Raw genomic sequence first — 18,551 nt, forward strand, 5'->3', positions numbered from 1 at the left:
GACAAAGATACACTTTTTCTTTGTAACTACAAAGAGTTGATACAAAAGAAAAAGTTTTTGAAACGAAACATAACATAGGTTGTGACATATAAGACAGCACAAAAAGGGCGTGCCCACACTGGGCACGCCCTATATATATATAATAAGGTGTAGTGTCACCTTATCGTCGGGGGTATCGTTAAGGTATCACCTTGAAGCGGATGCGGAAGGTATGGGACTGCTCGTCCCAGTTGGTACCGAGGATCTCGAAGCGGCCTATCTGCGAGGTAGAGCGCACATGCTTGCCGATGCACGGACAGACATCGAAGTCGCCGATGCGCACGAGACGGATCGTCTGCGAGGCGTCTTCCGGCAACCGGTCGAGGTTAATGCCCTCTGGCACATGGTTGCGGTCCACATCCTCGTAGGTCACGGGGAGATCATCCTCGATGAGCTCGTTCATCTTGTCGCCGATGGCTTTCTCTTCCTGCCGCGACGGCTTATGGTCGAGGTGATAGCTGATCTTGCTTTTCTTCCGTTCGATATGCGCATTGCGCGAGCGCTCGCAACCGAACATGCGGATCATCACCTGGTTGAGCAGATGCTCGGCAGTGTGTGCCGGCGGGAACTCATCCTTGTTGTGCACATTGAGCAGATAAGGTGTCTCTTCCATCTTGGTACTGAATTTATAGATACGTCCTGTATAGGGTCTGAGATCCATGTCCACGGCACCGTCTTTCTTCAACTCGATATTCATCTCCTGTCCGGTAAGCAAGTCGATGGCGCGGACCTCCTTTTCGGGCAGTCCGAGGAAGTCGAAGGCGTGGGCAGGGATGTTCACGCTGGTGTTGATGCGGTCGGGTCCGAAGTTTGCCACCACGAGCAGCACCTCATCCTCGAACTTACGCAGGAAAGCATACTCATGACGGGGATTGAACTTCCACGTCTGCGGGTTGACATACATCAGATCGAAGAACTCACCCTCGCGCACGGCAGCCTCGCGGTTGGCGATATGCAGGATCTGCTGGTATTTCAGCTGCAGGTGCATCTCGTCCTGCGTGAGATGACGGCGGTCGAAATAGCCGCGGCGGATGGTGTCGACACACCAATAATCGAAGATCGTCGTGCGGCCGTCGCGTCCGGAGAATCCTTCGGCGTCCATGCCGCGCTCGCCGAACTCCTGTCCGGCGTAGACCATAAACGGGTTGTTGCCCATCAGCGCGGCGACGATGACGGCCGGTATGGCCTTTGCCCCACTGCCACAGAAGAAGTCGCTGGCGATGCGCTGCTCGTCGTGGTTCTCAAGAAAGTAGAGCATGTGCTGCCGGATGTCGTCGACATGCTGCCAGTAATAGGTGATGCTGCTTGCCGGACGGCGGTCGCAGATGATGTCGCGCAGACAGTCGTACATGCCCACCTTGTCGTAGAGATAGTCAAAACCCGACTGTATGTAGGTGCGATACTGGTTGGTATCGTAGACCTCGCCGATGAAGACGATGCGCGGATAGCGCTCCTTGACGATGCGCGTGGCGTATGCCCAGAAAGCCGCCGGCACCATCTCCGCCATGTCGCAGCGGAAGCCGTCGATGTCTTTTGATGCCCAGTAGAGCAGGATGTCGGTCATCTTCACCCACGTGTTGGGCACCGGATCGAAGTGATAGCTGCGTCCACCAGCGTCGCAGTAGTCGATGCCATAGTTGAGTTTCACCGTCTCGTACCAGTCGTTGCGCCCCGGACAATTGTCGAAGCGGTCGTTGCCGGTGCACTTGGCTGGATTTTCGACATAAGGTTCCTCACCCTCCTTGGGCTGCACCGGCGAGACGAAAGGCTGACCGGGACAGTAGTAGAAGTTGTTGGTGGGCGAGAAGTGCTTGCCCTTGTCGTCGTCCTCGCCGAGGTCGCGCACGCCGTCCGGCTTCATGATCGAGTGATACTCTCGTGCCACATGGTTAGGCACGAAGTCGATGATGACCTTCATGCCTGCCTGATGGGTGCGGTCGACGAGCTGTTGGAACTCGTCCATGCGCCGGTCGATGTCGTCAGCCAGATCCGGATCGATGTCGTAGTAGTCTGTGATAGCATAGGGCGATCCCGCCACACCCTTCACCACGGAGGGATGCTGTCGCGGTATGCCATGCTTGCTGTAGTCGGTAGCGGTGGCGTGGCGGATGACACCCGTATACCACACATGGGTGAAGCCCATGTCGTGGATGCGGCGCAGCCGTTCCGCGTCGAAGTCACTCATCTTTCCCGTCCCGTTGACGCGCAGCGTGCCGTTGGGAACGCGGGTCGTGTTGCGGTTGCCAAAGAGACGGGTAAAGACTTGGTAAATGATGATCTTTCTCTTCATCCAATCATTGGTGTTTCACACTGAATGATGCTTATTCGAGGCCTGTGGCCTTGACATTCTTGTCGATGCGGCCGATCATTCCGCGCAGAGCCTTGCCCGGTCCGCACTCTACAAACTCGTCAGCGCCGTCAGCGATCATGTTCTGCACAGACTTGGTCCAGCGCACCGAGCTGGTGAGCTGAGCGATGAGGTTCTGCTTGATCTCCTCAGGATCAGTGTGCGGCATGGCGTCTACATTCTGATAGACGGGGCATACCGGCTTTGCGAACTGTGTCTTCTCGATGGCAGCCTGCAGCTCTTCCTTGGCGGGCTGCATGAGAGGAGAGTGGAAAGCGCCACCGACCTTCAACGGCAGGGCACGCTTGGCACCGGCAGCCTTCAGCTTGTCGCAAGCCTCAAGGATGCCGTCCTTGTCGCCGGAGATGACGAGCTGGCCCGGGCAGTTGTAGTTGGCAGCCACCACAGTGTGGCCTTCCTTGCTGACCTCAGCGCAGATCTCCTCCACCTTCTCGTCGGGGAGCGCGATGATGGCAGCCATCGTGCCGGGGTTGGCCTCGCAGGCTTTCTGCATGGCATTGGCACGGGCAGCAACGAGGCGAAGGCCGTCCTCAAAACTCAGTGCGCCGGCAGCCACGAGAGCAGAGAACTCGCCGAGAGAGTGACCGGCGACCATGGCGGGCTTGAAGTCGTCGCCGAGGCACAGTGCCGAGATGACGCTGTGGAGGAAGACGGCAGGCTGTGTGACCTTGGTCTCCTTGAGCTGCTCGTCTGTACCGGCAAACATCACGTCGGTGATCTTGAAGCCGAGGATCTCGTCGGCCTGATCAAAGAGCTTCTTAGCCAATGCGTTGTTGTCGTAGAGGTCCTTGCCCATGCCTACGAACTGTGAACCCTGTCCGGGAAAAACAAATGCTTTCATCTTCTTAAGTGTATATTCTTTATTAATGATACGTTATGATCTCCAGCACGAAACCCGGCCGAAAGACTATCCACTCACGGCGGTTTCTACTGTAATATGCAAATTTACATAAAAAAAGTAAGACTGTGAACTTCAGCGCTCAAAAAGTGAGGGTGCTTAACCGTATTTATAGTTTTGCGGGGGCACTGCTACTGTATATCAGCCTTTGGGATGGCATGATAAAAAAGATCCCCACCGCAAGTGGATGCGGCGGGGATCGATATAATATGCTTTACAGTGCAAAAATTACTTCAAGCCAAGTGTAGCTGTTGATTACTCAGCAGCAGGAGCCTGCTCCTCAGCAGCCTCAGCGGCAGGAGCTTCCTCAGCCTTAGGAGCCTCCTCCTTTGTTGCCTCCTCAGCGGGAGCAACGGGCTGGTTCTCAGCGACGACCTTCACGGGCACCTTGACCTCAACCTCCTTGTGGAAGTGAACGGTAGCCTCGAAGTCACCGACCTTGCGAGCCTCACGCATGGTGATGATCTTGCGGTCGATCTCGATGCCGAGCTTAGCGAGCTCTTCAGCAACCTTAGCAGCACCGACAGAGCCATAGAGGTGACCGGTAGCGGCAACCTTGGCAGTGATAACGAGCTGAACATCCTTCAGAGCCTCAGCACGCTTCTCAGCCTCAGCCTTCAGAGCGGCGAGCTTAGCAGACTGCTGCTTGAGGTTCTCGGCGAGCTGCTTGCGGGCACTTGCAGATGCGATGACGCCTTTGCCTGTCGGGATCAGATAGTTACGGCCATAGCCGTCCTTAACCTTTACGATATCGTTCTTGTATCCAAGTCCGATAATATCTTCTTTCAGTATGATTTCCATATCTTCTGCTCCTCCTTAATTACTTCATCAAATCGGTTACATAAGGCAGCAGCGCGATCTGGCGTGCACGCTTCACGGCCTGAGCCACACGACGCTGATACTTCAGAGAAGTACCGGTGATGCGGCGAGGAAGGATCTTGCCCTGCTCGTTGAGGAACTTCTTCAAGAACTCGGGGTCCTTGTAGTCGATATACTTAATGCCACTCTTCTTGAAACGGCAGTACTTCTTCTTCTTTGTGTCGATAGAAGGGGCGTTCAAATAACGGATTTCTGATTTCTTCTGCTCTGCCATAGTTTATGCCTCCACTTTGTTGTTCCACTTTGCCTTGCGCTTCTCGGCATAAGCCACAGCGTACTTGTCAAGCTTCACAGTGATAAAACGAATCACCTTCTCATCGCGGCGATAGCCGGTCTCGAGGGTGTTAACAACAGAGGGCTCAGCCTTGAACTGCAACAGGCAATAGAAACCTGTCGACTTCTTGTCAATTGCATAAGCCATCTTCTTCAGTCCCCAGGCCTCTTCGTTCACAATCTCAGCACCATTGTCGGTGAGCAGCTTCTTGAACTTAGCGACCGTTTCCTTCATCTGTTCATCAGACAAAACGGGAGTCAAAATGAAAACGGTTTCGTATTGATTCATACTACTTTGTTGATAATTAAAATGTTATTTTGCAAAATGCGACTGCAAAGGTACTACTTTTATTTGTGATAACGTGACAGGGCTGAGCCCTTTTTCTTCTTTTTAACATTAATTGCCTTGCTCACGCGACGATGCTGCAACAATAATTCGTAAATTTGCAGGCGATAAACAGAAAACTTAGCAATACAAAGATCATGTCTCAATCGCAGCAAGAGAATAAAACGGTAAGGCATCGGCTCGTCTCAAAGGCAAAGGGATTCATCGGCCGCTTATGGCCTCGTGTGCGTCCCGTGGTTGGTATACCTCTTATATATATAGGTGTGGTGTTGATGGTGGTCTTCTATTTCACCAATCTCACCAACTACAACCTCCTTCTCTTCCTGCCCCTGTTGCTGATTGCCCTTGGCATCATCGGAAAGGTAGCGGCTGACAGGTAATTGCAATGTCTTGCCGTTTATGTTCTTTTTAGCTCTTTGCGGCAGGATATGGCATATTATATTTTGCCGATTCAAACATTTAACCCCGAGCTGCCCGCTTGAAAAGCCTTTTGCGATGCTTAGGCTTTCCACGATAGGCAACTCGGGGTTAATGCTTGCCAGTCCTTTTTGAAAGGGACTTGCCACAAACTAATATTTTCAATTAGTCCTCCTCCGGCACGATGAGCTTATAGCCCTGACCGTGGATGTTGATGATCTCGATCTGATCGTCGGCCTTCAGATGCTTGCGCAGCTTGGTGATGTACACGTCCATGGAGCGGGCGTTGAAGTAGTTGTCGTCGATCCAGATTGTGCGCAGCGCGTCGTTGCGCTTGAGGATCTCGTTGGCGTGAGAGCAGAGCAGAGCCAGCAGCTCGTTCTCCTTGGTGGTGAGCTTCGTCGACTTGCCGTCGATGGTGAGCAGCTGCTTCTGTGTGTCGAAGGTGAAGCGGCCGATCTTGTACATCGTGCTCTCACGGTTCTTCTTGCCACGCACACGGCGCAGGATAGCCTCCACACGCTTCACGAGTTCCTCCATAGAGAACGGCTTGGTGATGTAGTCGTCGGCACCCTTGTCGAAACCTTCGAGCACGTCTTCCTTCTGTACGCGGGCGGTGAGGAAGATGATTGGCACCTGAGAGTTCATCTGGCGGATGTCCTGAGCAAGCGTGAAGCCGTCCTTCTTCGGCATCATCACGTCGAGGATGCAGATGTCGAACTTCTCCTTCTGGAACTCTCTGAAGCCAGCTTCGCCGTCGGGGCAGAGCGTAGCGTCGTAGCCTTTGGCAATAAGATACTCACAGAGCAGTGTGCCGAGGTTCTCGTCGTCCTCGCAAAGCAGAATCTTTACTTTTTCTTCCATAGTCGTTTGTATTTTTAATTGTTTTATTATTGTTCTTATATCTGGGTTGAAGCGCGGGCTACACCTTATTATATATATAGATGTACGTGATGCTCCAAGGTTTAATCCTTGATCACCGGCAGCTTGATGGTGAAGCAGGTGCCCTTGCCGTACTCGCTGTCGACCTTGATCTCACCGTCGTGGAGATCGACAACCCGCTTGACATAAGCCAGTCCGAGTCCGAAGCCTTTCACGTCGTGGACGTTGCCGGTGTGTACGCGGTAGAACTTCTCGAAGATCTTCTTCAGGTTTTCTTTCTTCATACCGATGCCCGTGTCGCGCACGGAGAGATAGAGATGGTTGTCATCGTTCCATGTCTTCAGATAGATGTCAATGGGCTGGTCGGGCTTGCGGTATTTCACCGCGTTGTCCATCAGGTTGAAGATCACGTTCTGGAAGTGCACCTCATCGACATAGATACCCGATTCGATAGCTTCCACATCGACATAGATCTTGCCACCGGTGTGCTCCACGCGCAGGGTAAACGAGTTGGCGATGGTCTCCACCATCTCATTGAGGTCGAGATGCTTTTTCTTGAACGACGAGCGCTTGCGGTCGAACATCGACATCTGCAGCACTTTCTCCACGAGGAACCGCAATCGCTTGGTCTCGTCGGTGACCACGCCGATGAGATGTTTCATCATCTTCTCGCTCTTTGGTACGCTGTCGTCGTTGAGCATCTGCGCGGCGAGCGAGATGCTGGCAATAGGTGTCTTCAGCTCATGCGTCATGTTGTTGATGAAGTCGTTCTTGATCTCGCTGTAGCGCTTCTGCCGGAAGATGACCACAATGGTGAAGATGAACGTGATGAGCAGGATGATGGTGAACACCACGCTCGGGATCATAAACCGGATGCTGGAGAAGATATAGCTGTTGATGTCGGGGAAGTGAACGCGCACCACGCCCATGTTCGATGCCGGATCATTGCGGAAGAGCACCTGGCTGTAGGTATATTCACTGCCCTCGTCGCTGTAGTCGGGACAACGGTAGACCTCACGTCCGTCCTGTGTCGAGACGGTGAAGTGGTAAGGAATGTTGATGCCGTTGTTCATCAGCTCGGCTTTGATGTCCTGATCGAGGATCTTGAAGTTGACACGCTCTTTCAGAGGTTTGTCTGAGGCGGAGTAGAGCATGTTCATGATCACTTCGTCGAGGAGTGCCTTCTGATAGACATATCTGTTCTTGACGATCTCTTGCAGCGACTTGCTGGCCGCGGTGTTGGAGTTGCGGTCGGTGCGCAGGATCATGGCTTTCGGCATCTGTGTGGGTTTCACGGCCATCGTCTTCAACTCAAACGAGGAGTAGATGGTGCCGTCCTTGCCTGCCACGGAATATTGGTGAGAGTATTGCACGCTGCCATCGTTGGGCTTTCCGCTTCTGGTGCCTACGCTGTCCTTGCGGTAAGCGTGGCGCTCGGTCTCGTTGACGTCTTTCTCAAGATAGCGCAACGTCTCGTTGAGCTCCAGATTGCGCGAAGCCTGATAGAGGGCGCGGTTGACGCTTTCGTCGAACTGTTCCTTCTTCATGTTGGCCATCTCACGGATGTAGGTGAGCTGCAGGCCAAGCAGGATGACAAAGGACACGCCCATGATGATGGCGATGGTCCAAATGGATTTCTTCTTCATGTCGGCAAAGATAGGGAAAATCTTAATTGGTTAACAGTTTAGTGTTAATGATTATTTGATGGTTTAACTATATTAACCATAACTATGGCATTATAGATACAATACGCTTCTATTTTCTATACTCTACCAATAAGACTCGGTGATGCCAATGGACAGATTCGGCTCTTTATTCATCCACTAATCTACACGAATCTTCACTAATGCTATTTGATAACTATTCGAGTCTCTATTCTTCCACGAATCTACACGAATCTTCACTAATGTAAGTTGATAACTATTCGAGTCTTTATTCTTCCACGAATCTTCACTAATGTAAGTCGATAGACATTCGTGTAGATTCGTGAAGATTCGTGGATAACTTTTTTGCGGCTCGGCTGGATCTACCTCTTACGCTTTACGATATCTATCATTATTTGTGTTGGGTGAAAAGATTATAGGATTAGGAGAGTATAGCCTGTGGCTCTGTGTTTCTATGTGGGAATCTTTCGATTTTTCGTTAATAGTTATTAAACAACGGAAGAATATTCGTGAGATAGAAGAAAAAAGTGTATCTTTGCACTCGCTTTCAAAAACCAAGTACAGACGGTTTCTGCCGTTAGTAAAGAAAGAAGGTGCCTTAGCTCAGGTGGTAGAGCAATGGACTGAAAATCCATGTGTCCTTGGTTCAACTCCAAGAGGCACCACTCCTCCTTTCATTCTGCCCGGATTTCCAGTGATGGAGTTCGGGCCTTTTTTATTACAAAATCCCCTTCACGCCTACTCGCAAAGTAGAGAGTCCCCAGTCGCTTTTCTGTTTTCAAACTCGACCCAGGCAGCCTTTTTTACCTTTTTTTGCCTTGCCATGGTATGAAATCGGTGGGTCGACACTGCCATCTCGGTGGCATGACTCTGTCAAACCGCCGGAATGGCATGGTCATCGTGGCGTTTTGATGGGATGATCTCACCGAGATGACCTAAAACACTCATGCTTTTTTTGCGGAGAAACCGGTTTGCTGATCTATGTGAAAGGAAAGAACACGCATATTCCGTTGATTGTCAACGATATACAAAAATTCCTCCATTTTCGCGAAAATCAGAGCAAAGTAGGTCTTCGTGCAAAAGAAACGATTCTCAGCGCCCGTTTTTTGTCAGAAAAGCTAACAAACGAATAAGACATAACAAGAGACAAAGTAACATCTAAAACTGACAGTACTAAGATGCGAGGCTCTGAGAAAATTGAATGTAAATGGAACCATAAGTAACAAAACTACCGACGTAATAACCATGGTCTAAGACAAAAAACATAGTTTCCAACTACTGATTTACAACATTTTTGCTTAACTTTGCAGCGAAACATAACTATGGAACAGTCAGAAACGATACTCATTCAACAGCTCAAGGCAGGCAATGATGCGGCCTACCAAACGCTCTACCGGCTCCACTACGGCATACTCTGCGCCTACGCCCGGCAGATCGTTGGCAATGACTTTGACGCTGAAAACATCGTTGACGACGCTATCTTCCATTTGTGGGAAGTCAGGGATCAACTGCAGATCGACCGTTCCTTGCGTAGTTTTCTCATCACAAGCGTGCATAGGAGATGCCTCAACAGGATCAAGCAGCACCAGCACGAACTTGCCACCTGCACCTTTCCGAAGGAAGAACTCATCACAGCTCAGGACTCAACCTATCCCCTTGGGCACTTGCTGGAAAAAGAATTAGAAGAGAAAATCCGCACTGCCATAGAAACCCTACCCCACGAGACTCGTCAAGTCTTTGAGCTGAGCCGCTACGAAGACATGACCTACGATGAGATAGCCAAACGCTTAGGCATTTCCGTCAACACCGTGAAATATCATATCAAAAATGCTATCCGCCTGCTCTACAGTCAACTGGAGCCTTACCTGCTATTGCTTTTACTCTTGGGATAAATCTTTAAAAAAGATTTTGCGAGATTCCTTATCTAAGTTGAGGCCGTTTGCCATAACTTAGATAAAGAAACTATCATACAGAGAAATCAACGAAAAAAATCATTTTCTCACTACCCTCTCCATCATAAATGTTGTCTGCAAGGTAAAAGACAACAATGGAACAACTCGACCCACACATAGAAGACTTGATTATCGCATATCTCAGTGAAACGATTTCCACTGAGGACAACCGCCAATTAAATGCATGGTTGCAAGAAAATCCTGCCAACCGGGATATTCTGCGCCGCTGCCACGAGATATGGATGACCATCAAGGCTGAGCACCAAGCAACCAACTATGACTGGCAAGCAGGTTTTGCCAAATTCAACAAGCGAAAGCAGGAACAGCTGCGCCCGGTAGAGCCAAGAAAACAAAGACGTATCTTCGGTTTTGTTCGCTATGCAGCTGTATTGATTATCGCCGTATCCCTGGCAGCCGTGCTCTGCTACCGTCAAGGCAGAAATTCGTGGATGGGACAGCTGGCAGACGCAAGCATGAACGTGCCGATGGGGTCCACAATGGCGCTCCGCCTGCCCGATGGCACACAGGTCAACCTTAACGGAGGCTCTACACTCAGTTATCCGCAGAGTTTCGGATTGAAGAGTCGCAAGGTCAAACTCTCGGGCGAGGCATATTTCACCATCGTCCATCATACTGACCAACCCATAGAGATACTTACATCTAAAATGACTGTGCGCGATATCGGTACGAAGCTCAACATCACCAACTATCCCGAAGATAGTCAAGCAAGGATTGTCATTGACGAGGGTAGCGTAGAGTTGAAAACAGAAAACGACACACAGGCAAGCATCATCGTGGCAGGGCAAGAAGCCATTATAGACAAGCGGTCGGGACATATTACTATTCTCAACAAGCAATCTGACGGCAATGCATGGAGCAAAGGCGAACTGATCTTCCACAATACAACAGTTGCAGACATTGCCAAGAGATTGGAACGTACCTACAACATTGACATCAGCATCCACCACCCAGCCACGGCCAACAAGAGATTCTATGGCACTTTCTCTACACGTGAACAAAGCTACACCGACATTCTGCAAGCGCTCAAAGAGACCGGTACGCTGAGATACGCCATCAAAGGAAGGCATATAGATATCTACTAAGCAAGCCTTCTAAGTGCTCTCTACCAGATTCAACCTGTTATCAACATACATTCAATCTATTATCTAACTAAAAAGCTATGACTACGCTAAACAAAAAGATCATGCTGGCTTCACTACTGCTATTAGGAACCGGCATCAGTGGCCAGGCGCAAAGGGTAAGGCTGAAACTCCATTCAGCCACTGTTGCACAAGCCATGACGGCACTGCGTCAGCAAACCGGGTACTCGTTTGTGTTCAATGCCGACGCTATCGCCACCAGTAAAAAGGTGAACGTACATGCCAACTCACTTTCCCAGGCCATCGACCAAATCCTCAGTGGCAGCAACCTCGATTATGAAATCCATGACAAGAATATCATTCTGCACAAGAAAGAGTCTGCTGTTCCCCTACAGAAGCGAAGCGGTGCTCAGACAAAAGACCATGTCGTGAAAGGACGCATTACTGATGAGAAGGGAGAACCCATCATCGGCGCAACCATCATGGAAAAAGGTACCACCAATGGCACAGTAAGTGATCTCGACGGAAACTTTACGATCAACGTACCCGTTGGCAGCACGCTGCAAGTATCATACATAGGATTCACTAACAAGGATGTCGTCGTGGGCAACAAGCGCAGCCTGCAAATCAGTTTACAGGAAGACAACAAGGTGCTCAACGAGGTGGTTGTCATCGGTTACGGCACACAGCGCAAGGGCGACGTGACCAGCTCCGTGGGAAGTGTAAAAAGCGAAGACTTCACTGTTGGTGCTGTGAATGATGCCGGACAACTTATTCAGGGCAAGATCGCCGGTCTGTCGATCACCAATCCGTCGGGCAATCCTGTCGGTGGAACGGAAGTGGCCTTGCGAGGCAACACCACCATTCTGGGTGCAACAACCAAACCGCTGATTCTTATCGACGGCATACCAGGCGACTTCAACACAGTAGCACCGGAGGACATAGAAAGCATAGATGTGCTCAAGGATGGATCCGCCGCAGCTATCTATGGCTCCCGCGGCACCAATGGCGTAGTGATGATTACAACCAAGAAGGCTAAAGGCGACGGTATCAACGAAGTACAGTACAGTGGTTACCTTTCTCTGTCGAATATCGTCAAGAAGCCCGACTTCTGTACTGCCGAAGACTATCGTCAGCAGATCAAAGACGGACTGCGCGGCGCATCGTGGGATTTGGGCTACAACACCAACTGGATCGACGAGATCCTGCGCACGGGCGTGAGCCATGTCCACAACCTCATGTTCAAAGGTGGTACAGCCAAGACCAACTATGTCGTGAACATGAACTACCGTAATCTGCAAGGTATCTTCCACAAATCAGACAAAGAGGAATTCCAAGGCCGTGCGGAAGTCAACCACAGTATGTTTGACGACAAACTCAACATCAAATTGCAGCTTCTCGCCAACAAGACCGGCTACACATCAACCACGGATGGCGGCAGCTATGACACCTACAGCTGGCGGCAAGCCATGATCCACAATCCCACGGAGCCCGTCAAGAACGCTGACGGAACATGGTACGAGAATACAGGCATCTTCAACTACGACAACCCAATGGCACGTATCTATGAATCCGACGGTCAGCAAGACTTGCAACAGATACGTATCAGCGGCAACGTGGCCTATCGACCCATCAAGGATCTGACACTCAATGCGCTGCTGTCTTACGACCGTATAAGCCAGACAGGCGGATACTACGAAACGAAGCACCACATCTCCACCATTCGCGACGGACGCAACGGCTATGCCAGCACAGGCTCTGCCAACAACATGACCAAACTCATCGAGCTGACCGCACAGTACCATAAGACATTTGACGGACACACGGTTCAGGCTTTGGCTGGATACAGCTATCAGCAGATGAACTATAACCGGCAGTACGAGCAAAACTACGACTTCCCGACCGACCTCTTCAGTTGGCATAACATCGGAGTAGGACAAGCCTTGAAGAAAGGACTTGCCACGGAATACAGTTATTGGCTCGACACCAACCTCATCGGTTTCTTCGGCCGTATCAACTACAACTATCGCGACCGTTATCTGCTGATGGCCGCCTTGCGTCACGAGGCTGCAAGCCAGTTGGAAGGCACACATCAGCCGTGGGGTAACTTTCCGTCGGTCTCTGTAGGATGGCGTGTAACCAACGAGCCGTTTATGCGCAACCAAAAGGTGTTCGACGATTTGAAGTTGCGTGCCGGTTACGGCGTTACAGGCTCACAGCCCAGCGACTCCTTCTTGGGCAAGTCTCTGTTGGGATATGGCGACTACTATCTCTACAACGGCAAGTGGATCCGTGCTTTGCAGCCTACACAAAATGCCAACAGCAAACTGAAATGGGAGGAAAAGCACGAGGTGGATCTTGGTGTGGACTTCAGTATTCTCAACTACCGCATCAATGGTACCATCGATTACTACTACCGTCTCATCAAGGGCTTGCTCTATGACTATTCCGTTCCTTCACCTCCAAACCTCTACACAACCACACGTGCCAACGTTGGTGAGATGAGCAACCAGGGACTGGAAGTGATGATCAACGCCATACCCGTGAAGACACACGACCTTACGTGGTCGAGCACACTGACTTTCTCGACAAACTCCAACAAGCTCAAGAGCCTGTCTAACGATCTGTATAAGACCTCTTCGGACTACTTCATGACAGGTTGGATCGAAGAGCCAGTGAAGACAGAATCACATATTGTCAGAATAGGACACCGCGTTGGTGACATCTACGGCTTCAAGGTAGTAGGTGTAGACGACAATGGCAAGTGGATCTACCTCAATCATGAAGGGAAAGAGGTAAACTACGACGACTTTACTCACGCCTTTGAGGATAAGCAAATCTTGGGCAACGGTGTGCCAAAGTGGTACTTAGGTTTCAATAACCAGGTGAAATACAAGAACTGGGATCTCGCCGTCAATATGCGCGGAGCTTTTGGCTTCCAGATCATCAACGGCGTCAGAATGTTCTATGAAAACCGCAGCCGACAAGACTGGAACCGCCTGCGCTCGGCCTACGACAAAGTATTCGGAAAGGCTGTGCTCAACACGCTGTGCTCTGAAGAGTTCAACAGCTACTATGTCGAAGACGGTGATTATTGGAAGATCGACAATATCACGTTGGGTTACAACTTCAAGAAAATCGGCAAGTACATCAAGGCTTTGCGCCTGTACGCTACGGTCAACAACGCCATCACCATCACTGGTTATAAAGGCATAGACCCAGAGGTGACGACAGCCGGACTTAATCCTGGCTACGACAACCGTGACATCTATCCTCATACCCGTTCGTTTACCTTCGGCACTGTGGTTACCTTCTAATCGTCATCTAAAATACTTTTATCATGGACTTTAATGTCGGCAAACGGTTGCAAACGTCTGCAAGTAATCGGTTGATTATCAGTTAACAAGCGTTTGCAGTCTTTCCTAATGGCTATTGTGAGTTCCATCTGTTTTGATTAATTTTGTACCGCATTTGGAACTTGACAATGAAGTGCCGCGGCATAAGATGTTGCACCCTAAAGCAGATAATGCAACGCCGCTGCACCAAAATTGTCAGACAATGCTGAAAACGGATAAATTCACAAGAACAAGCACTATGGGAAAGAAAAACGAAACACAACTTAACACTACGGGCGGCAGCGTTGTCAACGTAAGTTCTCGGCAGGAGTTCTATCGTCCGCGGCAGGTGGCTGAACTGCTCGGCATCAGTTTGAGGACTTACTACACGATGGTCAGTCGGGGAAAGCTACACCCGGTCAAACTCTCAGAACGCGTAACGGTCGTCGCACGGAAGGAGATTCTTAGCATGATAGAGATGGCATTGGGGGAGACGCTTTCGCAGTCGATATTCTCAAAAGACAAACGGAATGATTGTAAGGGGAAGAGCTGCAAGGGAAAGGCGAATGAGGGTGCTAAGACTCGCAGAATGTCGAAAGGAGCTGCCAAGGACCGCGCCCCCGTTGGCGTCACCCACGACACACATTATACCATGGCGGAGGTATGCGCGAAGTTCGACTACAGTTACGGTCGTCTTTATACACTTAGGATGCGGTATCAGATTCCGTCCATCCACGCTTTCGGCACCACGTGCTATCCGAAAGAGGCTGTCGACAAGGCCATCGCTGAGGAGCGTGAGCGTTTGGGCAGGACGCTCGGCGAGCATTGGTACACCTGCGGAGAGCTCATGCGCATCTACGGACTCGGCAAGACACAGGTCAGGCGGTTCGCCAACACCCACAACGTTCGGACGAAGAAGGCCAACGGCAACCGGCTCTATTACTTGAAGGAGGACTGGGAGGCGGAGCGCAGAAAGGCTGAGGACAAGAACCCGTCGACCAAGGAAAAGCGCGAGGGAGCGACATGAGCCGTTAGAAGCAGGTATGTGCTATTGACCAAATCCGAGTCCGCTCGTTTCGAAAAAACGGCAAATATACGGGTAAAACATGGAAAATAAGGCATCAACACGACCAAACGACTGCAAACAGTTGTTGCAAGACGTAATCGGTCGTAACTTTGTAGAAGATTTAGCTGCACTCTGCAGAGCGATAGTAGAAATTTAGTCTGTTAATTTGAAACGAAAAAATAAGTATAGCTATGACAAACCTTTGTACAAAAGTGACAGTGCGCCAGCGGAAGCTGGCAAAGGGTAAGGTCTCACTCTACCTTGACTATTACCCTGCTATCCGCCATCCCCGGACGGGACGGATGACACGGCGCGAGTATCTGGGCATATACATCTATGCCAACCCCACGGAGCGGTTCCAGCAGGAGTACAACAGCTCGATGATGAAGAAGGCGGAACTCATCAAGTGCCGTCGCACGGAGTCGGTAATCAATGAACAGTTTGGTTTCCTCGACCGGGCAAAAGGCCGTGAGAGCTTCCTCGACTATTTCGAGAAGCAGATGCAGGAGAATGAGCACGGCCACAACTGGCAGACGGCTTTCGGTCACTTCAAGGACTATTGTGGCGGCAGCTGCTGCTTCGACGACATCACCGTGGAATACTGCCAGAAGTTTCTCGGCTACCTTATGTCGGAGAAGTGCGCCCGTAACGGCAAACTGATGATGGCTTCGTCGGCCAACAACTGTCTGTGCAAGCTCAAGGCAGTGCTCCGCATCGCCTTCGATGACGGTAAGCTCAAGGAAAATGTCGCCACGAAGTTGGAGAAGGCTGAGAACGACAGTACGCCAAGGGAGTTTCTGACCCTCGACGAGGTGAAACATCTCTCAGCTACTCCCTGCAAGAGCGAGGTGCTCAGACGCGCGGCATTGTTCTCAGTGCTCACGGGACTACGTGTCAGTGACATCATCCGACTGAAATGGGACAACATAGAGCCTTCGCCCGATGGCGGTTGGATGCTTCATTTCCGCACGAAGAAGACCCGGAAGGAGAGCTTCCTTCCCATCAGCGACGAAGCCGTAGAGCTATGCGGGGATCGGAAGGACGGTCAGGTGTTCAAGGACTTCACCACGGGCATCGTAGCCTATCATCTGAAGAAGTGGCTCAAGACGGCAGGCATCACGAAGCACATCACCTTCCACTGCTTCCGCCACACCTTTGCCACGTTGCAGCTGGCGGCCGGCACCGACATATACACCATCTCGAAGCTGCTCACCCACAGCGACGTGTCAACGACACAAGTCTATACAGACGTAGTCAGCTCGCTCAAGCGTGACGCAACGAACAAGATCTCATTGAAATGAGACTCACAGTGTCATACTATTACATTCTCACATACTCACATTCTCACATTCTCACATACTTTTAGAATAGAAAACCATCATCATAACCTACTGACATTTTGATACTATGGAAAACCAAACACCTACCCCACAACCAACTACTACCATGAGAACATTTACCTTTGACGGGATGCCGCAATCTCTGGCATCCCTCCATGAGAAGTGCGACACGATCATCGCCTTGTTGTCGTCCATCGCCAGCGGTACGTGCGCTGCAGCCAAGCACACACCTATCGGCATGACGGAGGCCAGCAAGCTGCTCGGCAAGAGTCCGTCGACCATCTACGACATGACCTCCAAGCGGAAGATACCCTTCCACAAGCGCGGCAACAAGCTCTATTTCTTCCAGGACGAACTGATGAAGTGGATTACCGACGGAGGATACAGCGACACCCACTATCCGGACGATGCCGCGGCTAACATTGACGAGCGCAAGGCCGAAAGGCATCTCAAAGCCCTGCAGGCGGAAGTCAAACGAAAACCGAAACCCTTGATGTCCTGACGAATTGGCGATTAATGGCGTAATGTCGGTATGTTGCCCGAGCAAGTATATTACTCACGCAAATATCTTACTAGGGCAAGCAGCTCGCTTGGGCAAACATATTGCTTTACGTTCAAGAATTCGCAAAAGTTTGGAGAAGGATTAAATCAATCTGATCTATCAGAGCAATCTGTAGATAGATTTTATCTGATCAATCAGAGCAATCTATAGATAGATTCTATCTGATCTATCAGTACAATCCGCGGATAGATTCTATCTGATCTATCAGTGCAATCTGCGGATAGATTCTATCTGATCTATCAGAGCAATCTGCGGATAGATTCTATCTGATCTATCAGAACAATCCGCGGATAGATTCTATCTGATCTATCTTTCCCCATCTTTGAGTTAGAGTTTATCTGGGTCACATGATAAAGGTTATCATACTTATCACGGTTATCACGTGATAAAAGTAATCATACTTATCACGGTTATCACGTGATAAAGGTAATCATACTTATCACGGTTATCACGTGATAAAGGTAATCATACTTATCACGGTTATCACGTGATAAAAGTAATCATACTTATCACGGTTATCACGTGATAAAAGTAATCAATCGCATAGTCTGAGCCAGTAAAATACTGAGTCTGCGACTAATCACGATCGCTCAACAACTACGGGAAATACCCTATTTAGCACCTAAAACAGACATGATGCCATATATATCGCAAAAACTACCGCTACGGCAGTCAATTGGGAATAGCAAGTTGTACTTTTGTGGCCACACGAGGCTATCGCCGTCGTATGACCATAAAAGTCACTTGCCAGCGGAGCTGGGGATAAAATCTCGGTCGCAACTCCCGAATTATCTCTTGAAGGATGATGAGTCCATGAACTCTAAGGCTGCCCAATGTGAATTTCAATTTCCAATAACCACCAACTTTAACACCATCAACAGATGAACGACACCAACAGAAACCACGTCTGCAAAGTCAGACTTAGCGATGATGAGCTGCAACTCTTCCAGAAGAAAGCACAGAGCTACGGCGGCAACACAAGTGCAATGATTCGTGATGCAGTCAACCGCTTCGATGACAAACGAACAAGAGGGAGGATAGAAGCAATGGCGACGCTGCTTTCCTTCTACACCAAGTATCAGCAACAACTCTCGTGGCTCGGCGGCAACTTCAACCAAGTCATGCACCGTGCCAATGAGCTGGCCATTGATGACAAGCTCAACGAAAGCTATTTCCATAAGGTCATCATGCCGGAGGCGCAGTCTACCTTGAAAGCCATCAGAGGCATCAAGGCTGAGTTGGATGCTATTCACGACAGTCTTGAAGAGATGTAATCCGTTCCACCTACAACCTACCAACATGATAATAACCTCAAGTTTCGCAAGTGAATGAGCATACGCTCAAGCTGCATTAATATTGTATAGTACGTAGAATTTATGGAACTTCGGATTTTCCTCAACAATGGCAGAGAGCAGCTCCTCGGCGTCAGC

The 18,551-nt window shown here is 50.0% G+C and carries 15 protein-coding genes and 1 tRNA gene; 9 read left to right on the forward strand and 7 right to left on the reverse strand.

All coding sequences use genetic code 11. From position 1 onward, the window contains the following. Positions 1–178: 178 nt before the first annotated feature. The 5 genes from NG346_RS04795 to rpsF all read right to left on the reverse strand — a co-directional run bounded on the left by NG346_RS04795 (position 179) and on the right by rpsF (position 4,746). The gene (locus NG346_RS04795; RefSeq protein WP_262279250.1) at positions 179–2,329 is read right to left on the reverse strand and encodes an alpha-amylase family glycosyl hydrolase; all 2,151 of its coding nucleotides are present in this window, start codon (positions 2,327–2,329) and stop codon (positions 179–181) included. Positions 2,330–2,360: 31 nt separating this feature from the next. Beyond that, positions 2,361–3,248 (reverse strand): ACP S-malonyltransferase, encoded by an 888-nt coding sequence (fabD, locus tag NG346_RS04800; protein WP_262288407.1) that lies wholly within the window; start codon positions 3,246–3,248, stop codon positions 2,361–2,363. A gap of 312 nt (positions 3,249–3,560) precedes the next feature. Next, entirely contained in the window at positions 3,561–4,106 is a 546-nt protein-coding gene (gene rplI, locus NG346_RS04805) for a 50S ribosomal protein L9 (protein WP_262279252.1), read from the reverse strand. 19 nt (positions 4,107–4,125) lie between these two features. Then, the gene (gene rpsR, locus NG346_RS04810) at positions 4,126–4,398 is read right to left on the reverse strand and encodes a 30S ribosomal protein S18 (RefSeq protein WP_154534950.1); all 273 of its coding nucleotides are present in this window, start codon (positions 4,396–4,398) and stop codon (positions 4,126–4,128) included. A gap of 3 nt (positions 4,399–4,401) precedes the next feature. Next, positions 4,402–4,746 (reverse strand): 30S ribosomal protein S6, encoded by a 345-nt coding sequence (rpsF, locus tag NG346_RS04815; protein ID WP_262279253.1) that lies wholly within the window; start codon positions 4,744–4,746, stop codon positions 4,402–4,404. 194 nt (positions 4,747–4,940) lie between these two features. Between rpsF and NG346_RS04820 the strand changes: the two genes are divergently transcribed. After that, positions 4,941–5,183, forward strand: coding sequence for a hypothetical protein (locus NG346_RS04820; protein ID WP_262279254.1), 243 nt, complete (start codon positions 4,941–4,943; stop codon positions 5,181–5,183). 202 nt (positions 5,184–5,385) lie between these two features. Here NG346_RS04820 and rprY read toward each other — a convergent pair whose 3' ends face one another. Both rprY and NG346_RS04830 read right to left on the reverse strand, forming a co-directional pair. Then, entirely contained in the window at positions 5,386–6,084 is a 699-nt protein-coding gene (rprY, locus tag NG346_RS04825) for a response regulator transcription factor RprY (protein ID WP_262279255.1), read from the reverse strand. A gap of 101 nt (positions 6,085–6,185) precedes the next feature. Further along, positions 6,186–7,748: a sensor histidine kinase gene (locus tag NG346_RS04830; protein WP_262279256.1), complete on the reverse strand. Its 1,563-nt coding sequence runs from the start codon at positions 7,746–7,748 to the stop codon at positions 6,186–6,188. A gap of 610 nt (positions 7,749–8,358) precedes the next feature. Between NG346_RS04830 and NG346_RS04835 the strand changes: the two genes are divergently transcribed. The 8 genes from NG346_RS04835 (at position 8,359) to NG346_RS04870 (ending at position 18,395) form a co-directional block, all read left to right on the forward strand. After that, a tRNA-Phe gene (locus tag NG346_RS04835) sits at positions 8,359–8,431 on the forward strand. A 657-nt stretch (positions 8,432–9,088) separates the two neighbouring features. Next, positions 9,089–9,658 carry an RNA polymerase sigma-70 factor gene (locus NG346_RS04840; RefSeq protein WP_262279257.1) on the forward strand — a complete coding sequence of 190 codons (570 nt, stop codon included), beginning with the start codon at positions 9,089–9,091 and terminating at the stop codon, positions 9,656–9,658. Positions 9,659–9,813: 155 nt separating this feature from the next. After that, a complete protein-coding gene (locus tag NG346_RS04845) occupies positions 9,814–10,821 on the forward strand; it encodes a FecR family protein (protein ID WP_262279258.1) in 1,008 nt (335 codons plus the stop codon). A 77-nt stretch (positions 10,822–10,898) separates the two neighbouring features. Beyond that, a complete protein-coding gene (locus NG346_RS04850; RefSeq protein ID WP_262279259.1) occupies positions 10,899–14,135 on the forward strand; it encodes a TonB-dependent receptor in 3,237 nt (1,078 codons plus the stop codon). A 277-nt stretch (positions 14,136–14,412) separates the two neighbouring features. After that, the gene (locus tag NG346_RS04855) at positions 14,413–15,180 is read left to right on the forward strand and encodes a helix-turn-helix transcriptional regulator (protein ID WP_262279260.1); all 768 of its coding nucleotides are present in this window, start codon (positions 14,413–14,415) and stop codon (positions 15,178–15,180) included. A gap of 230 nt (positions 15,181–15,410) precedes the next feature. Next, complete coding sequence (locus NG346_RS04860; RefSeq protein ID WP_262279261.1) at positions 15,411–16,520, forward strand: tyrosine-type recombinase/integrase; 1,110 nt, start codon at positions 15,411–15,413, stop codon at positions 16,518–16,520. A gap of 145 nt (positions 16,521–16,665) precedes the next feature. Beyond that, a complete protein-coding gene (locus NG346_RS04865) occupies positions 16,666–17,061 on the forward strand; it encodes a helix-turn-helix domain-containing protein (protein WP_262279262.1) in 396 nt (131 codons plus the stop codon). 941 nt (positions 17,062–18,002) lie between these two features. Next, on the forward strand, positions 18,003–18,395 hold the full coding sequence (locus NG346_RS04870; RefSeq protein ID WP_262279263.1) for a hypothetical protein: 393 nt from the start codon (positions 18,003–18,005) through the stop codon (positions 18,393–18,395). The last annotated feature ends 156 nt before the right edge of the window (positions 18,396–18,551 follow it).

This window comes from Hallella absiana (assembly GCF_025457485.1).
GTDB lineage: Bacteria > Bacteroidota > Bacteroidia > Bacteroidales > Bacteroidaceae > Prevotella > Prevotella absiana.

Excerpts from the sequence above, each read along its gene's own strand:
- NG346_RS04870 (WP_262279263.1), top strand. The coding sequence starts at position 18,003 with ATGAACGACACCAACAGAAACCACGTCTGCAAAGTCAGACTTAGCGAT.
- rpsR (WP_154534950.1), bottom strand. The coding sequence starts at position 4,398 with ATGGCAGAGCAGAAGAAATCAGAAATCCGTTATTTGAACGCCCCTTCT.
- NG346_RS04820 (WP_262279254.1), top strand. The coding sequence starts at position 4,941 with ATGTCTCAATCGCAGCAAGAGAATAAAACGGTAAGGCATCGGCTCGTC.
- NG346_RS04865 (WP_262279262.1), top strand. The coding sequence starts at position 16,666 with ATGAGAACATTTACCTTTGACGGGATGCCGCAATCTCTGGCATCCCTC.
- rprY (WP_262279255.1), bottom strand. The coding sequence starts at position 6,084 with ATGGAAGAAAAAGTAAAGATTCTGCTTTGCGAGGACGACGAGAACCTC.
- NG346_RS04840 (WP_262279257.1), top strand. The coding sequence starts at position 9,089 with ATGGAACAGTCAGAAACGATACTCATTCAACAGCTCAAGGCAGGCAAT.
- rplI (WP_262279252.1), bottom strand. The coding sequence starts at position 4,106 with ATGGAAATCATACTGAAAGAAGATATTATCGGACTTGGATACAAGAAC.
- NG346_RS04860 (WP_262279261.1), top strand. The coding sequence starts at position 15,411 with ATGACAAACCTTTGTACAAAAGTGACAGTGCGCCAGCGGAAGCTGGCA.
- NG346_RS04850 (WP_262279259.1), top strand. The coding sequence starts at position 10,899 with ATGACTACGCTAAACAAAAAGATCATGCTGGCTTCACTACTGCTATTA.
- NG346_RS04830 (WP_262279256.1), bottom strand. The coding sequence starts at position 7,748 with ATGAAGAAGAAATCCATTTGGACCATCGCCATCATCATGGGCGTGTCC.
- NG346_RS04855 (WP_262279260.1), top strand. The coding sequence starts at position 14,413 with ATGGGAAAGAAAAACGAAACACAACTTAACACTACGGGCGGCAGCGTT.
- rpsF (WP_262279253.1), bottom strand. The coding sequence starts at position 4,746 with ATGAATCAATACGAAACCGTTTTCATTTTGACTCCCGTTTTGTCTGAT.
- NG346_RS04845 (WP_262279258.1), top strand. The coding sequence starts at position 9,814 with ATGGAACAACTCGACCCACACATAGAAGACTTGATTATCGCATATCTC.
- fabD (WP_262288407.1), bottom strand. The coding sequence starts at position 3,248 with ATGAAAGCATTTGTTTTTCCCGGACAGGGTTCACAGTTCGTAGGCATG.
- NG346_RS04795 (WP_262279250.1), bottom strand. The coding sequence starts at position 2,329 with ATGAAGAGAAAGATCATCATTTACCAAGTCTTTACCCGTCTCTTTGGC.